The sequence below is a fragment of the Superficieibacter sp. BNK-5 genome (genome assembly GCF_047456055.1).
Taxonomy (GTDB): Bacteria; Pseudomonadota; Gammaproteobacteria; order Enterobacterales; family Enterobacteriaceae; genus Superficieibacter.
In genome coordinates this window covers 4,140,227-4,166,257 of the sequence record NZ_CP179893.1, presented here as the reverse complement: position 1 = coordinate 4,166,257, position 26,031 = coordinate 4,140,227, and the positions used below count along the sequence as shown (strand labels likewise).

Annotated in this window: 26 protein-coding genes and 1 pseudogene; 18 read left to right on the top strand and 9 right to left on the bottom strand. The window is 53.0% G+C overall.

Annotated features, from left to right (window positions below):
• Positions 1-28: 28 nt before the first annotated feature.
• Positions 29-601 (top strand): hypothetical protein, encoded by a 573-nt coding sequence (locus tag ACMGGS_RS20010; protein WP_414164074.1) that lies wholly within the window; start codon positions 29-31, stop codon positions 599-601.
• 40 nt (positions 602-641) lie between these two features.
• Here the strand turns inward: ACMGGS_RS20010 and argS are convergent, their stop codons facing one another.
• Positions 642-2,375, bottom strand: coding sequence for an arginine--tRNA ligase (gene argS, locus ACMGGS_RS20005; RefSeq protein WP_414164073.1), 1,734 nt, complete (start codon positions 2,373-2,375; stop codon positions 642-644).
• 182 nt (positions 2,376-2,557) lie between these two features.
• Here argS and ACMGGS_RS20000 point away from each other — a divergent pair, with 182 nt between their 5' ends.
• From ACMGGS_RS20000 to cutC, 3 genes are read left to right on the top strand one after another with little or no spacing between them, the layout of a single operon-like run.
• Positions 2,558-3,130 (top strand): VOC family protein, encoded by a 573-nt coding sequence (locus ACMGGS_RS20000; protein ID WP_414164072.1) that lies wholly within the window; start codon positions 2,558-2,560, stop codon positions 3,128-3,130.
• Positions 3,131-3,184: 54 nt separating this feature from the next.
• Complete coding sequence (locus tag ACMGGS_RS19995; RefSeq protein WP_414164071.1) at positions 3,185-3,823, top strand: DUF2238 domain-containing protein; 639 nt, start codon at positions 3,185-3,187, stop codon at positions 3,821-3,823.
• A gap of 10 nt (positions 3,824-3,833) precedes the next feature.
• The gene (gene cutC / locus ACMGGS_RS19990; RefSeq protein ID WP_414164070.1) at positions 3,834-4,583 is read left to right on the top strand and encodes a copper homeostasis protein CutC; all 750 of its coding nucleotides are present in this window, start codon (positions 3,834-3,836) and stop codon (positions 4,581-4,583) included.
• An 81-nt stretch (positions 4,584-4,664) separates the two neighbouring features.
• On the opposite strand, the gene cmoB is transcribed toward cutC, so the two are convergent.
• From cmoB to ACMGGS_RS19965, 5 genes are read right to left on the bottom strand one after another with little or no spacing between them, the layout of a single operon-like run.
• Complete coding sequence (gene cmoB, locus ACMGGS_RS19985) at positions 4,665-5,636, bottom strand: tRNA 5-methoxyuridine(34)/uridine 5-oxyacetic acid(34) synthase CmoB (RefSeq protein WP_414164069.1); 972 nt, start codon at positions 5,634-5,636, stop codon at positions 4,665-4,667.
• On the bottom strand, positions 5,633-6,376 hold the full coding sequence (gene cmoA, locus ACMGGS_RS19980) for a carboxy-S-adenosyl-L-methionine synthase CmoA (protein ID WP_414164068.1): 744 nt from the start codon (positions 6,374-6,376) through the stop codon (positions 5,633-5,635). The genes cmoB and cmoA overlap by 4 nt, the downstream gene beginning before the upstream one ends.
• A gap of 40 nt (positions 6,377-6,416) precedes the next feature.
• Positions 6,417-6,812, bottom strand: coding sequence for an MAPEG family protein (locus tag ACMGGS_RS19975; protein ID WP_176918893.1), 396 nt, complete (start codon positions 6,810-6,812; stop codon positions 6,417-6,419).
• Positions 6,813-6,864: 52 nt separating this feature from the next.
• Positions 6,865-7,683, bottom strand: a complete 819-nt coding sequence (locus tag ACMGGS_RS19970; protein ID WP_414164067.1) for a DUF72 domain-containing protein — start codon at positions 7,681-7,683, stop codon at positions 6,865-6,867.
• Positions 7,680-8,246, bottom strand: a complete 567-nt coding sequence (locus ACMGGS_RS19965) for a hydrolase (protein ID WP_414164066.1) — start codon at positions 8,244-8,246, stop codon at positions 7,680-7,682. The genes ACMGGS_RS19970 and ACMGGS_RS19965 overlap by 4 nt, the downstream gene beginning before the upstream one ends.
• Positions 8,247-8,500: 254 nt before the next feature.
• Between ACMGGS_RS19965 and aspS the strand changes: the two genes are divergently transcribed.
• The 5 genes from aspS to ACMGGS_RS19940 are packed head-to-tail and all read left to right on the top strand — an operon-like array spanning position 8,501 to position 13,581.
• A complete protein-coding gene (gene aspS / locus ACMGGS_RS19960) occupies positions 8,501-10,279 on the top strand; it encodes an aspartate--tRNA ligase (protein ID WP_414164065.1) in 1,779 nt (592 codons plus the stop codon).
• Between the two features lies 1 nt (position 10,280).
• Positions 10,281-10,724, top strand: coding sequence for a dihydroneopterin triphosphate diphosphatase (gene nudB / locus ACMGGS_RS19955; protein ID WP_414164064.1), 444 nt, complete (start codon positions 10,281-10,283; stop codon positions 10,722-10,724).
• 26 nt (positions 10,725-10,750) lie between these two features.
• Positions 10,751-11,491, top strand: coding sequence for a YebC/PmpR family DNA-binding transcriptional regulator (locus ACMGGS_RS19950; RefSeq protein WP_176918889.1), 741 nt, complete (start codon positions 10,751-10,753; stop codon positions 11,489-11,491).
• Between the two features lie 36 nt (positions 11,492-11,527).
• Positions 11,528-12,049 (top strand): crossover junction endodeoxyribonuclease RuvC, encoded by a 522-nt coding sequence (gene ruvC / locus ACMGGS_RS19945; protein WP_176918888.1) that lies wholly within the window; start codon positions 11,528-11,530, stop codon positions 12,047-12,049.
• A gap of 38 nt (positions 12,050-12,087) precedes the next feature.
• Entirely contained in the window at positions 12,088-13,581 is a 1,494-nt protein-coding gene (locus ACMGGS_RS19940) for a PstS family phosphate ABC transporter substrate-binding protein (RefSeq protein WP_414164063.1), read from the top strand.
• Between the two features lie 77 nt (positions 13,582-13,658).
• Here ACMGGS_RS19940 and ACMGGS_RS19935 read toward each other — a convergent pair whose 3' ends face one another.
• On the bottom strand, positions 13,659-14,243 hold the full coding sequence (locus ACMGGS_RS19935; protein WP_414164062.1) for a YebB family permuted papain-like enzyme: 585 nt from the start codon (positions 14,241-14,243) through the stop codon (positions 13,659-13,661).
• A gap of 92 nt (positions 14,244-14,335) precedes the next feature.
• On the opposite strand from ACMGGS_RS19935, the gene ACMGGS_RS19930 reads away from it, so the two are divergent.
• From ACMGGS_RS19930 to ruvB, 4 genes are all read left to right on the top strand, one after another.
• Positions 14,336-15,157, top strand: coding sequence for a hypothetical protein (locus ACMGGS_RS19930; protein ID WP_414164061.1), 822 nt, complete (start codon positions 14,336-14,338; stop codon positions 15,155-15,157).
• Between the two features lie 289 nt (positions 15,158-15,446).
• Positions 15,447-16,124: a hypothetical protein gene (locus ACMGGS_RS19925; RefSeq protein ID WP_414164060.1), complete on the top strand. Its 678-nt coding sequence runs from the start codon at positions 15,447-15,449 to the stop codon at positions 16,122-16,124.
• A gap of 107 nt (positions 16,125-16,231) precedes the next feature.
• Positions 16,232-16,843 carry a Holliday junction branch migration protein RuvA gene (gene ruvA / locus ACMGGS_RS19920; protein WP_176918883.1) on the top strand — a complete coding sequence of 204 codons (612 nt, stop codon included), beginning with the start codon at positions 16,232-16,234 and terminating at the stop codon, positions 16,841-16,843.
• 8 nt (positions 16,844-16,851) lie between these two features.
• Positions 16,852-17,862 carry a Holliday junction branch migration DNA helicase RuvB gene (gene ruvB, locus ACMGGS_RS19915; protein WP_176918882.1) on the top strand — a complete coding sequence of 337 codons (1,011 nt, stop codon included), beginning with the start codon at positions 16,852-16,854 and terminating at the stop codon, positions 17,860-17,862.
• A 113-nt stretch (positions 17,863-17,975) separates the two neighbouring features.
• Here ruvB and znuB read toward each other — a convergent pair whose 3' ends face one another.
• Both znuB and znuC read right to left on the bottom strand, forming a co-directional pair.
• On the bottom strand, positions 17,976-18,761 hold the full coding sequence (gene znuB, locus ACMGGS_RS19910; RefSeq protein WP_414164059.1) for a zinc ABC transporter permease subunit ZnuB: 786 nt from the start codon (positions 18,759-18,761) through the stop codon (positions 17,976-17,978).
• Entirely contained in the window at positions 18,758-19,513 is a 756-nt protein-coding gene (znuC, locus tag ACMGGS_RS19905) for a zinc ABC transporter ATP-binding protein ZnuC (RefSeq protein WP_414164058.1), read from the bottom strand. Before znuC ends, znuB begins: the two co-directional genes overlap by 4 nt.
• A gap of 77 nt (positions 19,514-19,590) precedes the next feature.
• On the opposite strand from znuC, the gene znuA reads away from it, so the two are divergent.
• The 5 genes and pseudogenes from znuA (at position 19,591) to ACMGGS_RS19880 (ending at position 26,016) form a co-directional block, all read left to right on the top strand.
• Positions 19,591-20,535, top strand: a complete 945-nt coding sequence (znuA, locus tag ACMGGS_RS19900; RefSeq protein ID WP_414166321.1) for a zinc ABC transporter substrate-binding protein ZnuA — start codon at positions 19,591-19,593, stop codon at positions 20,533-20,535.
• A 15-nt stretch (positions 20,536-20,550) separates the two neighbouring features.
• Positions 20,551-21,870 (top strand): murein DD-endopeptidase MepM, encoded by a 1,320-nt coding sequence (gene mepM / locus ACMGGS_RS19895; RefSeq protein ID WP_414164057.1) that lies wholly within the window; start codon positions 20,551-20,553, stop codon positions 21,868-21,870.
• A gap of 119 nt (positions 21,871-21,989) precedes the next feature.
• Positions 21,990-22,964 (top strand): lauroyl-Kdo(2)-lipid IV(A) myristoyltransferase, encoded by a 975-nt coding sequence (gene lpxM, locus ACMGGS_RS19890; protein ID WP_414164056.1) that lies wholly within the window; start codon positions 21,990-21,992, stop codon positions 22,962-22,964.
• 688 nt (positions 22,965-23,652) lie between these two features.
• Positions 23,653-25,560: pseudogene (locus tag ACMGGS_RS19885) on the top strand (type VI secretion system Vgr family protein); the annotation flags it as partial.
• A 12-nt stretch (positions 25,561-25,572) separates the two neighbouring features.
• Positions 25,573-26,016, top strand: coding sequence for a DcrB-related protein (locus ACMGGS_RS19880; protein ID WP_414164055.1), 444 nt, complete (start codon positions 25,573-25,575; stop codon positions 26,014-26,016).
• Positions 26,017-26,031: the final 15 nt, after the last annotated feature.

Genomic DNA, 26,031 nt, shown 5'->3' with positions numbered 1-26,031 from the left:
GTTTATGGACCCTGACAGGAGGATCGCCATGCCATTGTTTGAACATCTATTCGGAAAAGCGGCCTCAGAAAACACCTTTATTAGCAATCTCAATCTTATACCTGAAAACGCAACGCCCGAGGGCTGGGAGAAGATCTGCGACGTCACGGTGGGGGGGCTGACGGAGGTGGGTTTCTCTCGCGTTTCTCCTTTGCTTATGGTGATTTCATCCTCAGGAAGAGGCATTTTTAACTGCCTTACAGGCGAGAAGTGTCATCGGGATTATGAGGAATTCTTTGAAGGCTACCATCCGGCCAGTTTAACCTGCTGCGGAACCGGACCACTGGCGGATGAGGTCATTACTATTGCGGGGTTATGCGGCGGCGGTTTACCTGCCGTCAATCAGTATGGCGAGAGCGTTGAATGTATCGCGCCTGAATGGCCAAAGGAAAAAATTGTCTACTGTCCGCCGGGTAAAACAGCGCTTATTAGAAAGTTCCAGGAGGGCTGTTGCGTTATTGCAAATGATTACAGCTTTCGTGCTGCCGGATTTTCCTGGGATGGGAGTGTCTTGCTGGTGGCTGTTTCGAGTGGGCTGAAGTTATGGCGTCGGAAAGAGTGAATATAAAACGGTGCCCCCTGGCACCGTTTTATAAGCCGCATTACATCCGTTCTACCGTCTCAATTCCCAGCATATCCAGACCCAGCTTCAGCGTTTTCGCCGTCAGCAGCGCCAGTTTCAGGCGGCTGTTACGCACGTTTTCGCTCTCAGCGTTGAGGATCGGGCAGTGCTCGTAGAAGCCAGAGAACAGGCCGGCGAGATCGTACAGGTAGGCGCACATGACGTGCGGTGTCCCTTCACGCGCCACCACGGTGATGGTTTCTTCGAACTGTAACAGGCGGGCCGCCAGCTGGGCTTCACGATCTTCGCTGATGCGCACCGTGGTGTTCAGCAGTTGCTGCTCATCAATTTGCGCTTTGCGGAAAACGGAAAGCACGCGGGTATAGGCATACTGCATATACGGCGCGGTATTGCCTTCAAAGGCCAGCATGTTATCCCAGTCGAAAATATAATCGGTAGTCCGGTTTTTCGACAGGTCGGCGTATTTCACTGCGCCAATACCGACCGCGTTTGCCAGGGTCTCCAGCTCGTCGGCAGGCATCTCAGGGTTCTTTTCGGCCACCAGACGGCGGGCGCGTTCCAGCGCTTCATCCAGCAGGTCGGACAGTTTCACCGTGCCGCCCGCGCGGGTTTTAAACGGCTTGCCGTCTTTGCCGAGCATCATGCCGAACATATGGTGTTCCAGCGGCACGGACGCCGGCACATAGCCTGCTTTGCGCACGATGGTCCATGCCTGCATCAGATGCTGATGCTGACGGGAGTCGATATAATACAGTACGCGATCGGCATGCAGCGTCTCGTAACGGTATTTGGCGCAGGCGATATCGGTGGTGGTATAAAGGTAGCCGCCATCCTTTTTCTGGATGATCACGCCCATCGGTTCGCCTTCCTTGTTTTTATATTCATCAAGGAAAACCACCGTCGCGCCTTCGCTCTCGACCGCCAGACCTTTGGCTTTCAGATCGGCCACGATGCCCGGCAGCATCGGGTTATACAGGCTTTCACCCATCACGTTATCGCGGGTCAGCGTGACGTTGAGACGCTGATAGGCGATCTGGTTTTGCGCCATGGTGATATCCACCAGCTTACGCCACATCTCGCGGCAGTATTCGTCGCCGCCCTGAAGCTTGACCACGTAGCCACGCGCGCGTTCGGCGAATTCAGCGTCTTCGTCGTAATGTTTTTTGGCGTCGCGGTAAAACGCTTCGAGGTCTGCCAGCGCCATCTCGCCGGCGTTCTCCTGCTGCTGTTTTTCCAGATACGCGATCAGCATCCCGAACTGGGTGCCCCAGTCACCGACATGGTTAGCGCGGATCACATTATGGCCGAGAAACTCCTGAGTACGTACCGCTGCATCGCCGATGATGGTCGAACGCAGGTGGCCGACGTGCATCTCTTTCGCCACGTTTGGCGCGGAGTAGTCGATCACAATGGTCTGTGGTGCCGGTTGAACAACGCCCAGACGTTCAGATTTTAGCGCATCGTCCACCAGACCTGCGAGGAAAGCGGGTTCCAGGAAGATATTAATAAAGCCCGGTCCGGCAATCTCGGTTTTGCTGGCAATACCGTTAAGATCGAGATGAGTCAGAACTTGTTCTGCCAGTTGTCGCGGTGCCATGCCCAGTTTTTTGGCGACGGCCATGACGCCGTTTGCCTGATAATCGCCAAACTGTACTTTAGCCGACTGACGAACCTGCGGTTCGCAATCGGCGGGAGCACCCGCCGCAATCAGCGCCTGGCTGACTTTTTCTGAGAGAAGAGCCTGAATATTCACCGGAATACCTTACGTTGATGGCGTGACGTCATGGAATAAACCGCGCCGCGCCGACATGAAAAAAATTAGCCCGTCATTATACTGCATTTGCCAGGGAGCGTCAGCACACGCTAATCAAAGGTTGGTTCGCCCACGGCGACAGGGTAAATTAGCGGTTTTACAGACAATTTCAGGCAACGAGCATGGCCCACTGGCAGACAATAGAAGAATTGCAGGATATTTGCGCAGATTTACCGCGCTTCACGCAGGCGCTGGCGCAGCTCAGCGCCCGGCTGGGACTGGATATTACGCCGCTGGACGCCGATCATATTTCGCTGCGCTGTCATCAAAACACCACTGCGGAGCGCTGGCGGCGTGGTTTTGAACAGTGCGGTGAGCTGCTGTCAGAAAATAACATTAACGGCCGTCCCATCTGTCTTTTCAAACTGGCGGAACCTGTTGAGGTCGCCCACTGGCGCTTGACGGTGGTGGAACTGCCCTGGCCTGGCGAAAAACGTTACCCGCATGAGGGCTGGGAACATATCGAAATCGTACTGCCGGGCGCGCCGGAAACGCTCAATGCCCGCGCGCTGGCATTGCTGTCTGATGACGGGCTTAGTCAACCAGGGATTGCGGTGAAAACCAGTTCACCAAAAGGCGATCGCGAACGACTGCCTAACCCCACGCTGGCGGTTACCGACGGTAAAATCACCATCAAATTTCATCCGTGGTCGATTGAGGCGATTGTCGCCAGCGAAGCACAGACAGAGGATTGAAAATTTTTCATGCAGGGTTGATAGTTAACCTCTTTTTCCACTGATGGAACCCAAATGACTCCGACGTTAACTCCGCTGATGATGAAAACCGGCGTGCTGATCCTGCTACTTATTCTGGTTTATACCGGCGTGGCGACTAACGATGGCGCGACATGGCTGATGGAAGTGACGCCGGTCATTATCGTTGTTCCGCTATTGCTGTTGACGCAGCGGCGTTATCCGCTGACGCCGCTGCTTTATATCCTTATTTTTTTCCACGCCATTATTCTGATTGTCGGCGGGATGTATACCTACGCCAAAGTGCCGATTGGTTTCGACGTTCAGGCGTGGTTTGGCCTTAGCCGTAACCCTTACGATAAGCTGGGGCACTTTTTTCAGGGGCTGGTTCCGGCGCTGGCGGCGCGGGAAATCCTGCTGCGTGGGCAGATTATCCGCGGCAAAAAAATGCTGGCGTTTATCGTCTGCTGCATTGCGCTGGCGATCAGTGCCACCTATGAGCTGATCGAGTGGTGGGCCGCGCTGGCGATGGGGCAGGGCGCGGATGATTTTCTCGGCACCCAGGGCGATCCGTGGGATACCCAGTCGGATATGTTTTGTGCGCTACTCGGCGCGCTGACCACGGTGCTGATGTTAGCAGGCTGGCATACGCGCCAGCTTCTGCACTACCGCTTACTTACACCCGTAAAGGACTAAAGGAGAACGTATGGCGCTACTGGAAATTTGCTGTTACAGCCTGGAGTGTGCGCTTGCCGCCCAGCAGCACGGCGCGGATCGCATCGAACTTTGTGCCGCACCGCTGGAAGGGGGCTTGACGCCCTCGTACGGGGTACTGAAATCGGTCCGCCAGCAGGTGAGTATACCGGTTCATCCCATTATCCGACCGCGCGGGGGAGACTTTTGCTACAGCGACGGCGAGTTTGCCACCATGCTGGAAGATGTCTGTACCGTGCGTGAGCTGGGGTTTCCCGGACTGGTGATCGGCGTGCTGGATGAAGATGGCAATGTCGATTTACCCCGGATGGCGCAAATAATGGACGCGGCTGGCACGCTGTCCATCACTTTTCACCGGGCGTTTGATATGTGTGCCGATCCCGTTCAGGCTTTTGATAACCTTAACAAACTTGGGGTCGCGCGCATCCTCACATCGGGTCAACAGGCTAATGCGGAAAAAGGAGTTTCATTAATTGCGGAACTTATTGCCCGTTCCCGTGTTCCAATCATTATGGCCGGATCCGGCGTACGCGCTGGCAATCTCGAAACGTTTCTCAACGCAGGTGTTAAAGAGGTCCACAGCTCCGCTGGCGGATGGATCCCCTCCACAATGCGCTACCGTAATCCTGGATTATCTATGTCGACGGATCCGAATGCAGATGAATATCAGCGTTACGCCGTTAATGGACTGGCGGTGGCAGAAATGAAAGCGATTATCATGCGTTTCAGCCAACAGAATTAACGATTTTTACCGCGCATCATGTCGCCCATATGATGCTTGCTTGTACCAGGCCCCTGCATTTACAGGGGCCTTTTTTTATCTTCAGGGTTTGCGGGCAATCAGTACGGCACGCAATGGAGCGGGATAACCTTCGACCGTTTTTTGGCTGTCATTCGGATCGAGGAAGTCGGCCAGCGACTCGGTGATCATCCAGTCAGTACGACGCTGTTCTTCGCAGGTGGTGACAGAAACGTCAGCGATCCGCACGTCAACAAAACCGCATTTTTCCAGCCAGTTTTTCAGCGCCAGGGCGGAAGGAATAAAATAGACGTTGCGCATTTGCGCGTAGCGATCGCCCGGCACCAGCACGGTGTTTTCGTTGCCTTCCACCACCAGCGTTTCCAGTACCAGCTCGCCATCTTTGACCAGTTGATCTTTAAGCTGCCACAGGTGCTCCAGCGGCGAGCGGCGGTGATACAGGACGCCCATCGAAAAGACGGTATCAAAGGCGTTGAGCGCCGGAAGCTGCTCAATCCCCAACGGCAGCAGATGCGCGCGTCGGTCATCGCCCAGCAGTTTACGCACCGCTTCAAACTGGCAGAGGAACAGATGCGTCGGGTCGATGCCGACCGCCATCTGCGCGCCCGCGCCAATCATCCGCCACAGGTGATAACCACTGCCGCAGCCGACATCGAGAATGGTGCGCCCGCTGAGATCGGAAAGGTGCGGCAGAACGCGATCCCACTTCCAGTCGGAGCGCCATTCGGTATCGATATCCACGCCATAAAGCGAAAACGGACCTTTACGCCACGGCATCAGGTTACGCAGCAGAGTTTCAATGCGCGTCAACTGGCCCTGACTGAGCGGCATCTCACTTTCGGCAGTGACGCTGTGCAGCAGGTCGAGACGATAGGGTGATAGCTCCGGCAGAAATTCAACGGCGTTGGTCCACTGCTTGAACAACCCGTGCTGCGATTCACGCTGCCAGCTGGCGATTTGTGCAGGCAGCGTTTCCAGCCAGTGCGCCAGCGGGCCTTTGGCGATTTGCTGATAGAAACTTCCAAACTCGATCATGCTGCAACCCCGGCTTTCAGCGCCACCAGCGAGCCAAAGTTAAAGCACTGGAACCACAGTTCGCTGTGCTCAAAACCTGCCTGGTGCAGACGCGCTTTATGCGCTTCCACCGAGTCGGTGAGCATCACGTTTTCCAGCATGCTGCGCTTCTGGCTGATTTCCAGTTCGCTGTAGCCGTTAGCGCGTTTAAAGTCATGGTGCATATTGAACAGCAATTCGCCGACGGTGGCATCTTCGAAACTGAATTTCTCTGACAGCACCAGCGCGCCGCCGGGATTCAGTCCCTGATAAATTTTGTCCAGCAACGCCTGGCGTTCGGGAGGAGCCAAAAATTGCAGGGTAAAATTCAGCACGACCATTGAGGCATTTTCAATTTTCACGTCGCGAATATCGCCTTCAATGACATCAACTGGCGTGGGCGCTTTATACGCGTCAAGATGGCGACGACAACGCTCAATCATCGCGGGGGAGTTATCAATCGCGATAATCTGGCAGCCTTCATGCGCGATATTACGACGAATAGACAGCGTGGCAGCCCCGAGCGAACAGCCCAGATCGTACACCTGCGTCTGCGGCTGGACGAAACGTTCAGCGAGCATACCGATCATCGAAATGATATTAGAATAACCGGGAACCGAGCGCTGGATCATATCCGGGAAGACTTCGGCTACCCGTTCATCAAAGGTCCAGTCACCGAGGCTGGCGATAGGCGCAGAAAAAAGCGTGTCGCGATCAGACATAACGTTAAAACCTAAAATAAAAAAAGTGGCGTATTGTGCGCTAATGGAGGGTGAAAACCAACTCCCACGGCATATACCAGAGATTAGCCAGCACCATTAGCAACAGCGAGCACCAGGTGGCACTCAGACCGGAACGTTTCCAGCGACCCAGCCGCTGGTGCAGGCCGTAATAATGTAGCAACCGTCCCGCCAGCAGCAGCAGGCCGCAGACGTGAACCATCCACGTTTCTGCGCCGTTCATTTCCATGAAAAGCAGCAGCACCAGCGCGATGGGAATGTATTCCAGCGCATTACTCTGAATGCGGATGGCGCTTTGCAGTTCGCTAAATCCGCCGTCACCATAGGAAACGCGATACTGCATACGCAGCCGTGCAACATCAAACGAAAACTTGATCAACAACAACGCACCCAGTACGGCATACAGCGCGCTTACCATACATATTTCCTTTCAGGCAGGCATGCCGCACAGTCTAAGCCAGGCGCTGCCATCAGAAAAGAGAAGATTGCTGCGGGATGGCGGGTGCGTCGCCGAGAGTGGGTAGTGCTGCCTGTAAGGCAGGCCATAGCGTATCGACCAGTTCCGGGGCATGCGCAATGTCAGGGGTATGCAGAAAAAGCCACGGCGTTGTAGTTTCTTCCCATTGCGGGAGTAATTTCAGCCATCCTGCAAAAAGCGCCTGATTCTGCGCCATATCGTCGCTGCCGATGAATCTGACCATCGGGTTACTGGCGGTCACTACCGCATGAACCGGCACTTTAGGCTTCATATTTTGCGCCTTAATCACCGCTTCGCTGTGGGGCAGGGCGCTGTGTACCGGACGGCTGTCGAGGATCACGCGGTTGACGCCGCGATCATGAAGTCCCCGATTGAATTGCTGCTCGGCATCCCCTTTGGCAAAGAATTCCGGATGGCGTACCTCGACGCCGTAGGTAAAGGCCGCAGGCAGAGTATCAAGAAAATGCCACAGCGCCGGGAGATCCTGTGGGCCAAAGGTTGCCGGGAGCTGAAGCCAGTATTGGCCGATGCGATCTGCCAGTGGCGACATACGATGTAAAAATTCATCGGTCAGATCGTCGCAGTGGCGTAGCGCGCCCTGATGAGAGATGGTGGCCGGGAATTTAAAGCAGAAGCGAAACTCATCATGGGTCTGCTCGCGCCAGCGCTGAACGATCTCCGCTTTTGGCAGCGCGTAGAGCGTGGTATTGCCCTCCACGCAGTTAAAATGGCGGGCATAATCTTCGAGGCTGGTAATTCCCAGTCGCCCCCATTTCGGGTGCGACCACTGCGGCAGACCAATGTAAATCATAAGGCGTTAAGAACATCCTCTGTGCTGCGCACTCGGCCAATGCGCGGGAAAATATGGCTCATGCTGCCCTGGTGCTGTTCGGCACTTGCGGCGCTACAGGCATCTTCGACCACCACCAGATTAAAGCCCAGCTCCCAGGCGTTACGGGCGGTGGATTCCACGCCGATATTGGTGGAGATACCACAAAGAATAATAGTCTCAATTCCGCGACGGCGCAGTTGTAGCTCCAGATCGGTGCCGTAAAAGGCGCCCCACTGGCGTTTAGTGACTTCTATATCGCTGTGCTGTTTGCCGAGGGCGGCGGGGTATTGCCACCAGTTGTCAGGCAGCGCGCCGCCGCCCGCTTGCGCATCAACCGGTTGTTTTAGCGCTTCGGCAAAATCAGCGGACCAGCCGACGCGCACCAGCACGACCGGAGAACCCTGTTCACGACATTTTGCCGCCAGCCGCGCGGCGCGTTCTACCACCTGGTCAGCCGCGTAAGGGCCTCCCGCGAACGGCAGAATACCTTCCTGTAAATCAATCACCACCAGCGCCGTTTTTTTCGCGTTTAATTCCAGCATGTTGTTCCCCGTTATTTGTGACGTGACCCGTTAATCCTACGATGTCGGCATCATAAATAGTGTTAATTTTTGTGAGAATACGCAATAACCGCACAGCAAACGCGCTTCCGGTACGTATCGGACTTATCGCGAGGCAGAAATTCCAGTATAATAGCCCCCTTTTTTCATCCAGTTGTGACATTCAGCTAAAGCTGCGACAGTATTGCCTGCACGGCAGGCGACAACCAGCCTGCGGCTAAGTTAAGGGATATCTCATGCGTACAGAATATTGCGGACAGCTTCGACTGTCCCACGTGGGGCAGCAGGTGACTCTGTGTGGTTGGGTCAACCGTCGTCGTGATCTTGGCAGCCTTATCTTCATTGATATGCGCGACCGCGAAGGCATCGTTCAGGTTTTCTTCGATCCGGATCGTGACGAGGCTTTCAAGCTGGCCTCTGAACTGCGTAATGAGTTCTGCATTCAGATCACGGGCACCGTGCGTGCGCGTGACGAAAAAAACACCAACAAAGAGATGGCGACCGGTGAAGTGGAAGTCTTTGCCACCGATCTGACCATCATCAACCGTTCAGAATCACTGCCGCTCGACTCCAATCACGTGAATACCGAAGAAGCGCGTCTGAAGTACCGCTACCTGGATTTGCGTCGCCCGGAGATGGCTCAGCGCCTGAAAACCCGCGCCAGAATTACCAGCCTGGTGCGCCGCTTTATGGACGACCACGGTTTCCTCGACATCGAAACCCCGATGCTGACCAAGGCTACGCCGGAAGGCGCGCGCGACTATCTGGTGCCCTCGCGCGTTCATAAAGGTAAATTCTACGCGCTGCCGCAGTCTCCGCAGCTATTCAAACAGCTGCTGATGATGTCCGGCTTTGACCGCTACTATCAGATTGTTAAGTGCTTCCGCGATGAAGACTTACGTGCTGATCGTCAGCCGGAATTTACTCAGATCGACGTGGAAACCTCCTTCATGACCGCGCCTCAGGTGCGTGAAGTGATGGAAGCTCTGGTGCGCGGTCTGTGGCAGGACGTAAAAGGCGTGGACCTGGGCGACTTCCCGGTGATGACCTTTGCTGAAGCCGAACGTCGTTACGGTTCTGATAAACCGGATCTGCGTAACCCGATGGAACTGGTCGACGTCGCCGACCTGCTGAAAAACGTCGAGTTTGCCGTCTTTGCCGGCCCGGCTAATGATGCCAAAGGCCGCGTTGCCGCGCTGCGTGTGCCGGGCGGTGCGACGCTCAGCCGTAAGCAGATCGACGACTACGGCAACTTCATCAAGATCTACGGTGCGAAAGGCCTGGCGTATATCAAAGTGACCGAACGCGCAAAAGGTCTGGAAGGTATCAACAGCCCGGTCGCCAAGTTCCTGAATGCCGACATTGTTGAAGCGATTCTGGAACGTACCGGCGCACAAGACGGCGATATGATTTTCTTCGGTGCCGACAATAAGAAAGTGGTTGCCGACGCGCTGGGTGCGCTGCGTCTCAAACTGGGTAAAGATCTGAACCTGACCGACGAGAGCAAATGGGCACCGCTGTGGGTTATCGACTTCCCGATGTTTGAAGATGACGGCGAAGGCGGTCTGACGGCGATGCATCACCCGTTCACCTCGCCGAAGGACATGACGGCTGACGAACTGAAAGCCGCCCCGGAAGACGCGGTGGCGAACGCCTATGATATGGTCATCAACGGCTATGAAGTGGGCGGTGGTTCCGTGCGTATTCACCGCGGCGATATGCAACAAACCGTGTTCGGCATTCTGGGCATTAACGAGCAGGAGCAGCGCGAAAAATTCGGCTTCCTGCTGGATGCACTGAAATACGGTACGCCGCCGCACGCGGGTCTGGCGTTTGGTCTGGATCGACTGACCATGCTGCTGACCGGCACCGACAACATCCGTGACGTTATCGCGTTCCCGAAAACCACCGCTGCCGCCTGTCTGATGACCGAAGCGCCAAGTTTTGCCAATCAGGCTGCGCTGACCGAGCTGGGTATCGACGTGATCAAGAAAGAGTCACCGGAGAATAAGTAATATGCGCTATAAGCGTCCCGTTTCTGTCCTTGTGGTGATCTACGCCCAGGATACGAAACGGGTGCTGATGTTGCAGCGACGCGACGATCCTGATTTCTGGCAGTCGGTAACCGGCAGCCTGGAAGAGGGAGAAACCGCGTGGCATGCCGCTGTGCGTGAGGTAAATGAAGAGGTCACAATTGATGTTGCCGCCGAGCAACTGACCTTACTCGACTGTCAGCGCACGGTGGAGTTTGAAATTTTTAGTCATTTACGTCATCGCTATGCGCCGGGTATTGAGCGCAATACGGAATCCTGGTTCTGTCTTGCGCTGCCCCACGAAAGGCAGATTGTTTTTACCGAACATCTGACCTACCGCTGGCTTGATGCGCCCGCTGCGGCTGCATTAACCAAGTCGTGGAGTAACCGGCAGGCAATTGAAGAATTTATTATTCATACCGCCTGAAGAGGCGGTTTCGTGGAGAAAGATTTATGGCAGGTCATAGTAAATGGGCCAACACCAAACACCGCAAGGCGGCACAGGATTCCAAGCGCGGTAAAATTTTCACCAAAATCATTCGTGAACTGGTGACGGCAGCCCGTCTGGGCGGCGGTGATGCCGGCTCTAACCCGCGTCTGCGCGCGGCGATTGATAAAGCGCTGTCCAACAACATGACGCGTGACACCCTCAACCGCGCCATCGCACGTGGCGTGGGCGGTGACGAAGGCGCGAACATGGAAACCATCATTTATGAAGGTTACGGTCCTGGCGGCACGGCGGTGATGATAGAATGCCTGTCCGATAACCGTAACCGTACCGTTGCCGAAGTGCGTCATGCCTTCAGCAAAACCGGCGGTAACCTGGGCACGGATGGTTCAGTGGCGTATCTGTTCAGCAAAAAAGGCGTGATCTCTTTTGCCTCTGGTGATGAAGATGCCATCATGGAAGCTGCGCTGGAAGCGGGTGCTGAAGATGTTGTCACCTTCGACGATGGTGCCATTGACGTCTATACCGCCTGGGAAGAGATGGGTGCCGTGCGTGATGCGCTGGAAGCAGCAGGTTTCAAAGCAGACGAAGCAGAAGTCTCCATGATCCCGTCTACCAAAGCTGACATGGATGCCGAGACTGCGCCGAAACTGCTGCGCCTGATCGACATGCTGGAAGACTGCGACGACGTGCAGGAAGTCTACCACAACGGCGACATCTCTGATGAGGTGGCGGCGACCCTGTAATGGCGCTGTTAAACGCCTGCGGGCAGAGGGCATAGCGTGTCGATTATTCTCGGTATTGACCCCGGCTCGCGCATTACCGGCTACGGCGTGATCCGCCAGGTAGGCAGGCAATTAACCTATCTGGGCAGCGGATGCATTCGCACCAAAGTCGATGATTTGCCGTCACGCCTGAAGCTGATTTACGCAGGCGTGTCGGAAATTATCACCCAGTTCCAGCCCGATTTTTTCGCCATTGAGCAGGTCTTTATGGCCAAAAACGCTGACTCGGCGTTGAAGCTTGGGCAGGCTCGTGGGGTGGCGATTGTCGCGGCGGTGAATCAGGATTTACCGGTGTTTGAATATGCGGCGCGTCAGGTTAAGCAGACCGTTGTTGGCATCGGCAGCGCGGAAAAAAGTCAGGTGCAGCACATGGTGCGCACGCTGCTGAAACTGCCGGCTAATCCGCAGGCGGATGCGGCGGATGCGCTGGCCATTGCCATCACTCACTGCCACGTTAGCCAGAACGCTGTCAAAATGAGCGAATCGCGGCTGAATCTGGCGCGGGGAAGGTTGCGCTGATGTAAATGCCAGAACGAAGGGGAAGGGAGATTCTCACAATGGCTATAATAAAATCGATAAAATTTTGGCTGGCAGAAATCGTGTTGCTGGCGGTGGTGTTGCCGATATTCGCCGCACTATTCGGTATTTTTATCATTATTCTTAATACTGCGGGCAATCTCTATGGACTTATCGCCACGCTGATTGTCGTTATGTTCGTAGGGGGTACGCTCGGCAGTATTCGTAGTTGCTTTATTGAGGGACGCGAGCGTTTTATTCCTTGTTTTTTTCCTGCCTTATTGCTGACTACCTATTTTCTTGCCGTCTGGTTAATAATGATTGTCATCGCTGACGGCGACTTCGGCAGTAGCGTGTTTTATCTCGGGCAACGGTGGTTCGGACTCTATGCTGTCCTGATCGAATCGGCTTCATCTACCGAGTTTTATACCACAACATCCATGGCGGTGATTGCCCCGGTGATCCCATCTGGCGGTATTCTGGCGTATAGCGTAATGCGTTTTATCATTTCCCGGCAGGAAAATAAGCTGGAAAGCGTGGCAGGTTGGCGAGGCATTGTCCTGCTCATCGTCGCGCTGGCGATCGCGATTAGCGGGTTATTGGCCTGGCAAACCTATGATCGTAGCCAGCGGCGAGTGGTTAACGATCCGGCCAGAGAAATAACGGAATCCTTCGAGTTTGGTGCATATTTCCCTTTTACCCCCGATAATAAACTGACGGCATTAAATATATCGCCTGAGTTCTCGCTGAAAAAACACTGGCCGCGGCTGAATGGCGCAACGGCTGTTTATCCCGTATACGCGTCGGCGGTGCAAGCGTTGTATCATAATCTGGATGTAGACAGCGTGAGAAAATATGTCAGATGCGATCGGACATCTGCTGCCTACGATGACTTAATACATGGTCAGGCGGATATTATTTTTGTTGCTGAACCTTCCGCTGAACAAAAAGCCAGCGCGAAGGAGCAGGGCGTTGATTTACATTTCTATCCCGTTGCCCGCGAAGCGTTTGTCTTTGTCACGCATAAGGATAATCCAGTAACTCAACTGAGTGAAACACAGATCCGCGATATCTATTCTGGGCGTGTGAATAACTGGCTTGAGGTCGGAGGCAACGATGCGCGTATTTATCCGTATCAGCGACCAAAGGGTTCCGGTAGCCAGACTATCATGTTGGCTGCGGTGATGGGCAAGGATAAACTTCGTAAGCCGTTGGAAACGGAATCCTTCAATGATATGTTGGGGTTACTGCGCAACGTAGCAAATTACCAGAACAGCGCTAATTCTCTGGGATATACCTTCCGCTATTATGCTACGCAGCTCCACCATAGCCCCGAATTGCGCTTGCTGGCGGTAAATGGCGTCGCACCCACCGCAGAGAATATTCGCAACGGAAAATATCCTTATGTTATTGATGTTTATATGGTCACCGCTGGAAAACCCTCGCGGCAATCGCAGAAGCTTATTGATTGGTTTTTAAACCAACAAGGGCAAAAATTGATTGCCGATGTCGGGTATATTCCACTGGCACGCTAATAAATACGGGAACCCGCTCAGGAAGGATGGCTGACGACAACCTGCCCGATGGCGCAAGCATATCGGGCAGGGGAAAGTTATGCCGCTTCTTCTGCCAGATGGCTCTGATAAATTAAATCCAGATTCGGATGGTGCCACAGACTTGCTGGCGTCACGGTTTTGCGTTCCCATGGTATTGAACCTAAAAACCAGAACTTCCAGAATACCAGTTTTGCATTGGGGTTACTGTGCAGCAGCTCCCCGAACGTCTCAATTTCGCCAACTGGAATACATAGCGCCTCTTTATAAATATCGAACACAAACTTTGAGCAGAACTGGCGCGTTGAATCATATTTAAACCCGGTGTGGTAGAGCTTATGCAGTCGGGCAGGAACTTGTTCAACAAGGCGCTGCTGCTGTTCTTCCGTCAAACCACTGCTCAGGCGGCGAATGGCATATCGCTGGCCGGTCGAGCGACGGATAAAACGTGACAGTGTGGTAATGGTTGAGAGCGGTATCCGGCTTTCGGCAACCAGATAATCTTCGCCATTGTGTCCGATGATAATCCCAACGTGGTTGCTCCAGCACTGAGAAGCAGCGGAGATCTGACCAAAAAGGCGAGCGCCGATAGAGGTAAAGACGATATCGCCGGTTTTATATTGAGTGGGGTAATTAATGCTCACAGTGTTATTCCATTTTTAATATATAAATAATTCACTTTCCTTTGTTGAAATAAAGAATTAGCATATTATTCATATAATCGCAAGGATGTTCCATGAAATTATTTGTTTGCTTTATGTTATTCACTTTAACAACTTTTAGTCTGAATGTATTTGCGGGTGAAGATATTCTGCGCTTTCAATATCAATATGGTCAGGTTCATGCCAATGACAACGGCGAACTCCTTCCTGGATTGTATCGTAGTGCTGAACCTTATGGATTAGACGAGCCAGCAGACAACGAAAATAATGAACAAATTCAGCAAAGTGGCGTAAACGTTACGCTCGATGTCAGGCAACAGGAACGTATAGTTTATGCGGGACTGGATTTTTATAACCGTAATTCTCGGCCAGCATATGTGTTTGTCGGTGGGTTAATGCCCTGTAATCATCATTTCTATGTTACCACCAGCAATATTGTTCTGAGCGGTTTGTGCGGTATTTATGATGGCGTGAGTGGATGGCGCACTATTCCTGCAATGGGGCACTATAGCAAGGTGTTTTCTTTAAGCCAGGCATTCGAATTTTTGCCACATAAACATCGCTATAAAATAAGTTCAAAACGTTTTTTGATTCGGGTAGTCGACGATATATTTTACAGAGAGCACGCGGAAGAACTACTATTTGCGTTAATTAACTGGCGCTATGATTATGAACTGAAAAGTAGTGAGGGAGTGTGGTCAGGGAACTTGCTGGCTGGTACATCGAAATTGCCCGCTTACTGGGAGGGCATGGATAAAGACGAGTATAAAATCCGTTCTAACCAGGTCGATATTGATATTGACGGCAACACCGTGGAATCGTCTGATGCATTTCAATGGCGAGTTAAAGCAGGCTTAACGCCTACTGATTACAAGCAGCGAGAGATGCCGCAATGAAAAAGGATAAAAGAGTGAAGTAATCCTTTCTCGGATAATTAATTAACGCTATGGTTATGAACTAAAAGGCGTTGCGACTGGAACGGAATAGATAAAGATGAGTATAAAAAACGCTCTAACCAGATAACGGCAGACATCGTCGGTAACGCAGTTGAGCATTTAATGCTTGAAGGATTAAGATGAAAAGCAAAAGTTTTTTGAGTAAGGTATCTTTGTAAACCCATTGTTACGCTTTGATGATGGTGTAAAACTATTTTCCCCAGCATAACCCTGGAGCAGCATAGTCAGTATGAACGTCAGTGTCCTGAAAAAAACATTTTTGATTTTGTTGCTGATGTTCACGGGTTATACCGTTTTCACCGAATACCAGTACCATCGTCATAGCACAACTGTTGATGGAATTGTGTCAAACGTGCGCTATGTCAGCAGCGCCGAGCGCCGAATGACTGACACCTGTACTCACTTTCGAGGAAAGGAAGACTGTTCTGCGCTCTATGATTATGACGTTACCTGGCGTAGTCAGAATAAAAACTATGTCTATCATGCAGAGGGGGAGCGACAGGCTCCTGCAACTGTCATCTGTGTCAATGTCGTTCCGGAAAATCCGCAGATCGGCAAACCCTGTAAGAATATTTTTTTTAATGTCAGTCGCCTGCCAGGAGTCATTGCGGTTTGGGCTATCCTCGGCTTTATTTTTTTGATTGTGTTGTTGCATAAATTTAAACAGCGACGTTTTCCCGGACCAGAAAAATCACAACTGTATCGTATTTATAATAAGTCTTTTCACCTGCTATTCGAAACGAGCGATGCAGAAGATGCCATGCGGTTTATCCGTAAGGGCCACTATCGTCTGCATGCCAGCAACAGTGCCATCGACGTTGCCGAATCGGATGGAAAAAAAGTGAAGATAAAATGCGTTAACTACCATGTACGAAGCCGAAAAGGGCGCAGAAAACTCGGGCTGTGAGTGAACTGGACAAAAATCGCAATAACCTGTTTTTCGGCTGGATATCTATCCAGCCTTTTTTGTATGATACACGCTGACATTGTGAGCCATCAACGCAGGAGCGTCACGTGATAGGCAGACTCAGAGGCATTATTCTTGAAAAACAACCCCCGATCGTGCTGCTGGAGACGGGCGGCGTAGGCTATGAAGTGCATATGCCGATGACCTGCTTCTATGAGTTGCCGGATGCCGGGCAAGAAGCCATTGTATTTACGCATTTCGTGGTGCGCGAAGATGCTCAGCTTCTGTACGGCTTTAATAACAAACAGGAACGCACCCTGTTTAAAGAGCTGATCAAAACTAACGGCGTCGGACCGAAGCTGGCGCTGGCGATCCTCTCCGGTATGTCGGCGCAGCAGTTTGTTAATGCTGTTGAGCGCGAAGATCCTGCGGCACTGGTGAAACTGCCGGGCATTGGTAAAAAAACCGCCGAACGCCTGATTGTCGAAATGAAAGACCGCTTTAAAGGGCTGCACGGCGATCTGTTCACCCCGGCGGCGGATTTGGTATTGACCTCTCCGGCAAGCCCGGCGACTGACGATGCAGAGCAGGAAGCCGTTGCTGCACTAGTGGCGCTGGGTTATAAACCTCAGGAAGCCAGCCGAATGGTGAGCAAAATTGCCCGCCCGGATGCCAGCAGCGAAACATTGATCCGCGAAGCGCTGCGCGCGGCGTTATGAGGTAAACAATGATAGAAGCAGATCGCCTGATTTCAGCAGGCAATACTCTGGTTGAAGACGTTGCGGATCGCGCTATTCGACCTAAATTGCTGGAAGAGTATATCGGACAGCCGCAGGTACGTTCACAAATGGAGATTTTTATCCAGGCGGCGAAGCTGCGTAGCGAAGCGCTCGATCACCTGCTGATTTTTGGGCCTCCGGGGCTGGGAAAAACGACGCTGGCAAATATTGTCGCTAACGAAATGGGCGTTAACTTGCGTACCACTTCCGGTCCGGTGCTGGAGAAGGCGGGCGATCTGGCCGCAATGTTAACCAACCTTGAACCGCACGACGTGCTGTTTATTGATGAGATTCATCGCTTATCGCCGGTGGTGGAGGAAGTGCTCTATCCGGCGATGGAAGATTATCAGCTTGATATCATGATCGGTGAAGGGCCTGCCGCACGCTCGATTAAAATCGATCTGCCGCCGTTTACGCTGATTGGCGCGACCACCCGCGCCGGTTCTCTGACATCACCACTGCGTGACCGCTTTGGTATTGTGCAGCGTCTGGAGTTTTATCAGGTGCCGGACCTGCAATATATCGTGGGTCGCAGTGCGCGGTTCATGGGGCTGGAGATGAGCGAGGAGGGTGCGCTGGAAGTGGCCCGCCGGGCGCGCGGTACGCCGCGTATTGCCAACCGTCTACTCAGACGCGTGCGCGACTTTTCTGAAGTACGCCATGACGGCACCATTTCGGCGGAAATTGCCGCACAGGCGCTGGATATGCTGAATGTGGATGCGGAAGGCTTTGACTATATGGACCGTAAGCTGTTGCTGGCGGTGCTGGACAAGTTCTTCGGCGGCCCGGTGGGGCTGGATAACCTGGCGGCAGCCATCGGCGAAGAGCGTGAAACTATCGAAGATGTGCTGGAGCCGTATTTGATCCAGCAGGGCTTTTTACAGCGCACGCCGCGTGGTCGGATGGCAACGGTGCGGGCGTGGGATCACTTCGGCATTACGCCGCCGCAAATGCCGTAGAGTGGGTCATTACCCGTCCATGCTGGATGGCGGCTTCGCCTTATCCGGCATGGAAAACCCTGTCACAATACCGTAGCCCCGGTAAGCGCAGCGCCACCGGGGAAGAGGGGGTGTTACTGCGCTGTTTTCTTCATCATGCTAAACACAAACAGCAACGCGGCGCACAGCACCACCGATGGCCCCGCGGGTGTATCATAGAAAGCCGAAAAGGTTAAACCGCCGGTCACGGCAATCATTCCCACGCCAACGGCCACTCCGGCCATCTGTTCCGGCGTGCGGGCAAAACGACGCGCGGTCGCCGCCGGGATAATCAGCAGGGAGGTGATTATCAACGCCCCGACGAACTTCATCGCCACGCCAATGGTCAGCGCCGTTACCAGCATCAGCAGTAGCTTAACCCGCTGTAACTTCACACCGTCGACAAACGCCAGATCCGGGCTGATGGTCATTGACAGTAAATTGCGCCACTGCCAGAGCAAAATGCCCAGCACCACCGTAACGCCTGCAGCGATAGCGATCAGATCTTCTGGCGTGACCGCCAGCAAATCGCCAAACAGATAAGCCATCAAATCAACCCGGATATTCGACATCAGACTGACCACCACTAACCCCAGCGAAAGGGCACTGTGGGCCATAATGCCGAGCAGCGTATCGACCGCCAGATGCGGACGTTTTTCCAGCCATACCAGTCCTGCGGCCAGCAACAGCGTCACCACGATTACGGCATAAAACGGATTCACATCCAGCAGCAGGCCAAACGCCACGCCAAGCAACGAGGCGTGGGCCAGCGTATCGCCAAAATAGGACATTCGACGCCAGACAACAAACGATCCCAGCGGGCCGGCGGCGCAGGCCAGCATAATTCCGGCCAGCCAGCCGGGCAGTAAAAGTTCAATCATGAGTGTCCATTTCCCCGACGCAATACAATACGGCCCTGTAAATCATGGCGGTGATTATGATGATGGCGATAGATGCCGAGCTGTTCGGCTCCGCGCTGGCCGAACATTGAAATAAATTCCGGGTGCAATGACACCACTTCCGGCGTTCCTGAGCAGCAAATGTGCTGATTAAGGCACAGCACTTCATCAGTTTTTGCCATCACCAGATGCAGGTCGTGTGACACCATCAACACGGCACAATCCAGCTCGCGTCGCAGTTGATCGATAAGATCATAAAGAGCCACCTGGCCGTTGACGTCCACGCCCTGCGTCGGTTCATCAAGGACCAGCAGTTGCGGGCGATTGAGCAGAGCGCGGGCCAGCAACACGCGCTGCGTCTCACCGCCGGATAGTTTTTGCATTGCCGCATCAATAAGATGACCTGCCTGGACGCGTTTGAGCGCAGGCAAAATATCATCCTTATGGGTACCCGGACGCAAACGCATAAACCGTCTGACGGTCAGCGGCAGGGTCGCATCAAGGTGTAATTTTTGTGGCACATAGCCAATACGCAGTTTACCGTCTCGCTTGATGACACCACTGTCGGGTGCTACCAGCCCCAGTACGACGCGTACCAGCGTGGACTTACCTGCCCCGTTAGGGCCAAGCAGCGTTAAGATCTTCCCACTTTTCAATTGCAGGGAGACATCCGCCAGCACGCGGCGCTGCCCGAAAGAGAGTGAGACCTTTTCCAGGGAGATTAGATTTGTCATTTCAATTAAAGGTTGCACAAGATGATGAATGTTATAATATCACATTTCACCTATCCATTACGATTATAAGTCGCATTATGTTACATAAAAATACGTTTCTTTTCGCTGCTTTATCAGTAGCACTTTGGGGTAGCGCAGCACATCGTGCTGATGCTGCGGTAGTCGCTTCGATTAAACCACTGGGTTTCATCGCCTCGGCCATCGCTGACGGTGTAACAGACACGCAAGTTTTACTGCCAGATGGTGCCTCCGAGCACGACTATTCTCTGCGGCCTTCGGATGTAAAACGCTTACAAAACGCGGACTTAGTGGTCTGGATTGGGCCGGATATGGAAGCGTTTATGACCAAATCCGTTCAGGGCACGCTGGAGGCAAAAAAAGTCACTATTGCCGATCTGGCAAAGGTGAAGCCGCTGCTGCAAAAAGGGTCCGACGATGATGGCGATGAGCACGATCACGATCATGATGATGGTGAAAATAGTGACCATCATCACCATCACGGGGATTATAACATGCATCTATGGTTGTCCCCGGAGATCGCCCAGGCTAGTGCGGTTGCAATCCATGAAAAATTAGTGGAACTTATGCCGCAAAGTCGAGCCAAACTTGACGCCAACCTGCAGGAATTCGAGGCGCAACTCGCCGCTACCGATAAGCAGGTGGGTACTGAGCTGGCACCGTTGAAGGGAAAAGGTTATTTCGTATTCCATGACGCCTATGGCTATTACGAAAAACATTATGGGCTGACCCCGCTTGGCCATTTTACCGTGAACCCCGAAATTCAACCCGGTGCTCAGCGTTTACATGAAATCAGAACACAGTTGGTTGAGCAAAAAGCAACCTGCGTTTTTGCTGAGCCACAGTTCAGGCCAGCGGTCGTTGAAGCTGTCGCCCGGGGAACCTCCGTTCGAATGGGAACACTGGATCCTCTTGGCACCAGTATCAAGTTGGGTAAAGAGAGCTATAGCCAGTTCCTGACCCAGCTTGCGAATCAGTATGCGAGCTGCCTGAAAGGAGATTAACGAGGAAGTGAATACGTGCAACAGATAGCCCGCTCTGTCGCCCTGGCATTTAATAATCTGCCCCGACCTCATCGCGTCATGCTGGGGTCGCTTACTGTTCTCACTTTAGCGGTCGCCGTCTGGCGACCCTACGTCTACCATCCTCAATCTGCGCCGATTGTTAAAGTGATCGAGCTGGAGAAAAATGAGGTCAGGTCGCTGCTTCCCGAAGCCAGTGAACCTATCGATCAGGCACCGCAGGAAGATGAAGCTATCCCGCAGGATGAGCTGGACGATAAAATCGGTAACGAATCCGGCGTACACGAATACGTGGTTTCCACCGGCGATACCCTGAGCAGCGTGTTAAATCAGTACGGCATTGATATGGGGGATATCACCCAACTCGCCGCCTCTGATAAAGAGCTGCGTAATTTAAAAATCGGTCAGCAACTTTCCTGGACGCTGACGGCTGACGGCGATTTACAACGTCTGACCTGGGAAATGTCCCGCCGCGAAACCCGTACTTACGATCGCACCGCCAACGGTTTTAAAATGAGCAGCGAGTTGCAGCAGGGCGACTGGGTTAACAGTAGCCTCAAAGGCACCGTCGGCTCGGGCTTTATTGCCAGCGCTAAACAGGCGGGGCTGAGTAGCGCCGAAGTTAGTTCGGTAGTAAAAGCGATGCAGTGGCAGATGGATTTCCGCAAAATGAAGAAAGGCGATAAGTTTGCCGTTCTGATGTCGCGTGAAATGCTGGACGGTAAAGCCGAACAAAGCCAGCTTCTTGGCGTCCGTTTGAGCCTTGATGGTAAAGATTATTACGCTTTCCGCGCAGAAGACGGTAAGTTTTATGACCGCACCGGTACCGGGCTTGCCAAGGGCTTCCTGCGCTTCCCGACGTCACGTCAATTCCGCGTTTCATCCAACTTTAATCCGCGTCGCCTGAACCCGGTGACCGGGCGCATTGCACCGCATCGTGGTGTCGATTTTGCGATGCCGCAGGGGACGCCAGTTCTCGCCGTCGGCGACGGTGAAGTCGTGGTGGCAAAACGCAGCGGGGCGGCAGGATATTATGTGGCAATCCGCCATGGCCGCACCTATACCACCCGCTATATGCACCTGCGCAAACTGCTGGTAAAACCGGGTCAGAAGGTAAAACGTGGCGATCGTATCGCGCTTTCCGGCAATACCGGCCGCTCTACCGGTCCTCATCTGCATTATGAAGTATGGATCAACCAGCAGGCGGTTAACCCGTTGACGGCGAAGCTGCCGCGCACCGAGGGCCTGACGGGCAAAGATCGTACCGATTATCTGGCGCAGGTTAAAGAGGTGATGCCACAACTGCGTTTTGATTAAAAAGCAGTCATATAAAGCCGGTGACCTCAGCGCACCGGCTTTTTCTTTTGTGCGTCATCCACAGCCTCGCTACACTAAGACATTATTTCTGACGTCACTCTTCTCAGACCGGAACTTGCATGGAACCTAAGAAAAACAATAGTGAATTTATTCCAACCTATGAGAAACGCTTTCTGCACCCGCGCTACTGGGGAGCCTGGCTGGGCGTTTTTGCCTTTGCAGGTATCGCTCTGACGCCACCGGCCTTTCGCGATCCGCTGTTAGGCAAGCTGGGACGTCTGGCAGGAAGGCTGGGTAAGAGCGCCCGCCGCCGCGCGCAGATTAACCTGCTTTACTGCTTCCCTGAAAAGAGCGAACAGCAGCGTGAAGCTATCATTGACGACATGTACGCTACCGCGCCGCAGGCGATGGTGCTAATGGCTGAACTGGCGCTGCGTAAAGAAAAAAAGGTTCAGGATCGTATCCTTTGGCAGGGGAAGGAGATCATTGATGAGATGCGTCTCAACAATGAAAAAGTCATTCTACTGGTACCGCACGGCTGGGGCGTAGATATCCCGGCGATGCTGATGGCCTCGCAAGGGCAGCAGGTCGCTGCCATGTTTCATAATCAGGGGAATCCTGTTTTTGATTATGTCTGGAACAAGGTCCGGCTGCGTTTTGGTGGCCGCTTACATCCGCGTAACGATGGCATCAAACCCTTTATTCACTCTATCCGCAATGGGTACTGGGGCTATTACCTTCCCGATCAGGATCACGGCCCGGAACAGAGCGAATTCGTCGATTTCTTTGGCACCTATAAAGCAACGTTGCCCGCTGTGGGCCGTCTGATGAAAGTCTGTAAGGCGCGCGTCGTGCCGCTGTTCCCGGTCTATGACAGTAAAACGCACTGTCTGACCGTCCATGTTCGCCCTCCGATGGACGACCTGCTGACCGCTGACGATTGCACTATCGCCCGGCGCATGAATGAAGAGGTGGAAAAGCTGGTGGAGCCAAACCCGGAGCAATATACCTGGCTTTTAAAACTGCTGAAGACGCGTAAACCTGGCGAGACTGAACCGTACCGACGCCGGGAGTTGTATCCGAAGAAGAAATAGAAAAAGGGCCTCTGATGAGGCCTTTTTTATGGGATTAGCGCTGGCTTTCAGGTTTAAATTTGTGGCCTGTATGCAGGCTGAATTTGACAAGTGTCAATATATCCCACAATAAATAGAATATTGCTATGGTGAAATATGCGCCGTGTATGTTCAATAATTATTGATTCATAATTTATATTATTCCTTAGTGTTCTTCGGGTATATAGTATGAATAACAAAGTGATAAATTCTATGCTATGGAAAGAGCACTAAGAATAGGTGGCTTTTTATTTTCGTAAATAAATACACTGGCTGCGGCTATAGGCTGGAAGCTTAGGCGGTAGCGTGCTGAATTATTTCGAGTAAATATGCAAGTAGTAGTAAATATTCAGTAAAATTATTGATAAGGGGTTCTGAATGATAATTTCATTCTTCCTGTTTATAAGTTTATAGGGGATTTTATCATAGGCATCAAGAGCACCTTTCATTCTACAAATCCTGAATTCAGGCAGATAATAATAAAAGAGATGTTCTGGCACATTCCTGATGATTTAAACCTGACCTGCTAGTTCCATTATAAAGACGGACAATGAAAAGTCATCTCTTACATTTTCTGGCCGCCTGGCGCTAAATTTTAATCCGGTATCAAAGGAGTACACCATGAGTTTTGTATCCACGGGCAACACGTCCGCTACGGGAGGGCATCATGCATAACGTCACCGTCAGCGGCAGCGCCGTGCCGCCACAGATGTTGTTGTTTGCCAGTCTGAACGGCTCGGAAGCCCTCGGCAGCCTGTTTACCTATATCGTCCGGTTAAAGACGCCGGACAGCCTGAACATAGGTTACGTCTCCCCTGCGGCCAATCTGCCGCTCAAACCGATGGTGGGTAAAGACCTGTGCGTCAGCATTGAACTGGACGGTGGCGGTAAACGGCATATCAGCGGACTGGTCACGGCGGCGCGGGTGGTGGGGCATGAAGGGCGCTCTGTCACCTATGAACTGCGCATGGAGCCGTGGCTGAAACTGCTGACCCACACCAGTGATTACAAGGCATTTCAGAACAAAACGGTGGTGGACATTCTCGATGAAGTGCTGGGCGAATACCCGTACCCGGTGGAAAAGCGGCTGGTGGAAAACTACCCGGTGCGCGCCTGGCAGGTGCAATATGGCGAGACCGATTTTGATTTCCTCCAGCGGCTGATGCAGGAGTGGGGCATTTACTGGTGGTTTGAACACAGTGAGGACAGCCACACACTGGTGCTGGCGGACGCCATCAGTGTTCATAAGACGTGTCCTGACTCACCGATGGTGGAGTGGCATCAGGGAGGGCTGAAGCTGGATAAGGAGTTTATCCACACCATCACGGCTAACGAGAGTCTGCGTACCGGGCAGTGGGTGCTGGATGATTTTGACTTTAAAAAGCCGCGTTCGCTGCTGGCAAATACGGTGGCAGAGCCGCGTGAGACGGGCCACGCGAACTACGAGCATTATGAATGGCCGGGCGATTATTTCGACAAGGGTGAAGGTGAAATGCTGACGCGCATCCGAATGGAAGCGCAGCGCAGTCCGGGCAGCCGGGTACTGGGTGGGGGGAATATTCGCACGCTGATGACAGGGTATACCTTCACGCTGATGAACCATCCGACGGCAGAACTCAACCAGGAATACCTGCTGGTCCAGACCACACTGTTTGTGCAGGACAACGCGCAGCACAGCGGCCAGGAGCAACACTTTTCTTATTCGACCAGTTTTGAACTGCACCCGACCAGCGAAGTCTACCGCCCGCAGCGAACAATAGGCAAACCCCATACCAAAGGCCCGCAGAGCGCCATTGTCACCGGCCCTGCGGGGCAGGAAATCTGGACGGATCAATACGGGCGGGTAAAGGTACAGTTTGGCTGGGACCGTTACGGCAAGCGGGATGAAAACAGCTCCTGCTGGATACGTGTCAGCTACCCGTGGGCGGGCAAAGGCTTCGGGATGATCCAGATCCCGCGTATCGGCCAGGAAGTGCTGGTGGACTTCAAAAACGGCGATCCGGATCTGCCGATCATCGTCGGGCGCACCTACAACCAGGACACTATGCCGCCGTGGGGGCTGCCGGGGATGGCGTCACAGAGCGGGATATTCAGTCACTCGCTGTATGGCGGGCCGACAAACGGCAATATGCTGCGTTTTGATGACAAAACCGGCGCGGAAGAAGTGAAATTTCACGCGGAAAAAGACCTGAATACCACGGTGAAGAACAATGAAACGCATACGGTAATGGTGGATCGCACCAAAACCATTATCAAGAATGAAACCAACAGTATTGGCGAAGATCGGAACACGACGGTAACTAAAAATGACGGTCTTTCCGTAAAACTGGCTCAGACGATCAATATTGGCACCACTTATCGCCTGGATGTTGGCGATCAATTCACGCTTCGCTGTGGCAATGCGGCGCTCGTTTTACACAAGGACGGCTCCATTGAGTTTTGCGGCAAACAACTGATGCTGCATACCAGCGAGGTCATGCAACTGATTGGCAAAGGCATCGACATGAACCCGGATGGCGGCAAAGCCCTGACAGCCGATGATATCGCCCCTCTCCCTACCTCCGAAGGAACTGAATAAAAAGGCATTCACATGGAACAATCATACCGCATACAGGAAGGCAGTTTTGTTCTGCCAGAGACTTTTACGGATCGCAGCGTCAATATTTTTATCCCTGAAGGCAATGAACGCACGTCGCCCGGTCTGAACATTTCCCGCGATACGCTCAAACCTGATGAAGATCTGACCGCCTATATTGACCGTCAGATTGCGCTGATGAAAAAAAATCTCGGCCAGCACCGGGTATTATCGCGAGCGCCTGCACAGGCGGGTACAGGCAACGATGCCCTTACGGGAGAACAAATCGCTGCCACCCACAAATCCGGGAAAACAGAAGTCTACCAGCGCCAGGCAGGGTTTATTACCGTCCCCGGCAGGGTGCTGGTCTTCACCCTGACCAGTCCCCGTCCTTTTGATGACAAAACCGACCTGCTCTGGAGCACCTGGCTGGCGGGTTTTCAGCCGGATAAAAACTAACAACCACACGGAGAT

Coding starts and splice junctions, on each gene's coding strand:
- ACMGGS_RS19995 (WP_414164071.1), top strand. CDS start 3,185: ATGACTCCGACGTTAACTCCGCTGATGATGAAAACCGGCGTGCTGATC.
- lpxM (WP_414164056.1), top strand. CDS start 21,990: ATGGAACCTAAGAAAAACAATAGTGAATTTATTCCAACCTATGAGAAA.
- cutC (WP_414164070.1), top strand. CDS start 3,834: ATGGCGCTACTGGAAATTTGCTGTTACAGCCTGGAGTGTGCGCTTGCC.
- ACMGGS_RS19965 (WP_414164066.1), bottom strand. CDS start 8,246: ATGCTGGAATTAAACGCGAAAAAAACGGCGCTGGTGGTGATTGATTTA.
- ACMGGS_RS19925 (WP_414164060.1), top strand. CDS start 15,447: ATGAACGTCAGTGTCCTGAAAAAAACATTTTTGATTTTGTTGCTGATG.
- ACMGGS_RS19940 (WP_414164063.1), top strand. CDS start 12,088: ATGGCTATAATAAAATCGATAAAATTTTGGCTGGCAGAAATCGTGTTG.
- ACMGGS_RS19950 (WP_176918889.1), top strand. CDS start 10,751: ATGGCAGGTCATAGTAAATGGGCCAACACCAAACACCGCAAGGCGGCA.
- ACMGGS_RS20010 (WP_414164074.1), top strand. CDS start 29: ATGCCATTGTTTGAACATCTATTCGGAAAAGCGGCCTCAGAAAACACC.
- znuA (WP_414166321.1), top strand. CDS start 19,591: ATGTTACATAAAAATACGTTTCTTTTCGCTGCTTTATCAGTAGCACTT.
- znuB (WP_414164059.1), bottom strand. CDS start 18,761: ATGATTGAACTTTTACTGCCCGGCTGGCTGGCCGGAATTATGCTGGCC.
- ACMGGS_RS20000 (WP_414164072.1), top strand. CDS start 2,558: ATGGCCCACTGGCAGACAATAGAAGAATTGCAGGATATTTGCGCAGAT.
- ruvB (WP_176918882.1), top strand. CDS start 16,852: ATGATAGAAGCAGATCGCCTGATTTCAGCAGGCAATACTCTGGTTGAA.
- znuC (WP_414164058.1), bottom strand. CDS start 19,513: ATGACAAATCTAATCTCCCTGGAAAAGGTCTCACTCTCTTTCGGGCAG.
- ACMGGS_RS19975 (WP_176918893.1), bottom strand. CDS start 6,812: ATGGTAAGCGCGCTGTATGCCGTACTGGGTGCGTTGTTGTTGATCAAG.
- ACMGGS_RS19880 (WP_414164055.1), top strand. CDS start 25,573: ATGGAACAATCATACCGCATACAGGAAGGCAGTTTTGTTCTGCCAGAG.
- ACMGGS_RS19970 (WP_414164067.1), bottom strand. CDS start 7,683: ATGATTTACATTGGTCTGCCGCAGTGGTCGCACCCGAAATGGGGGCGA.
- nudB (WP_414164064.1), top strand. CDS start 10,281: ATGCGCTATAAGCGTCCCGTTTCTGTCCTTGTGGTGATCTACGCCCAG.
- cmoB (WP_414164069.1), bottom strand. CDS start 5,636: ATGATCGAGTTTGGAAGTTTCTATCAGCAAATCGCCAAAGGCCCGCTG.
- aspS (WP_414164065.1), top strand. CDS start 8,501: ATGCGTACAGAATATTGCGGACAGCTTCGACTGTCCCACGTGGGGCAG.
- cmoA (WP_414164068.1), bottom strand. CDS start 6,376: ATGTCTGATCGCGACACGCTTTTTTCTGCGCCTATCGCCAGCCTCGGT.
- ACMGGS_RS19930 (WP_414164061.1), top strand. CDS start 14,336: ATGAAATTATTTGTTTGCTTTATGTTATTCACTTTAACAACTTTTAGT.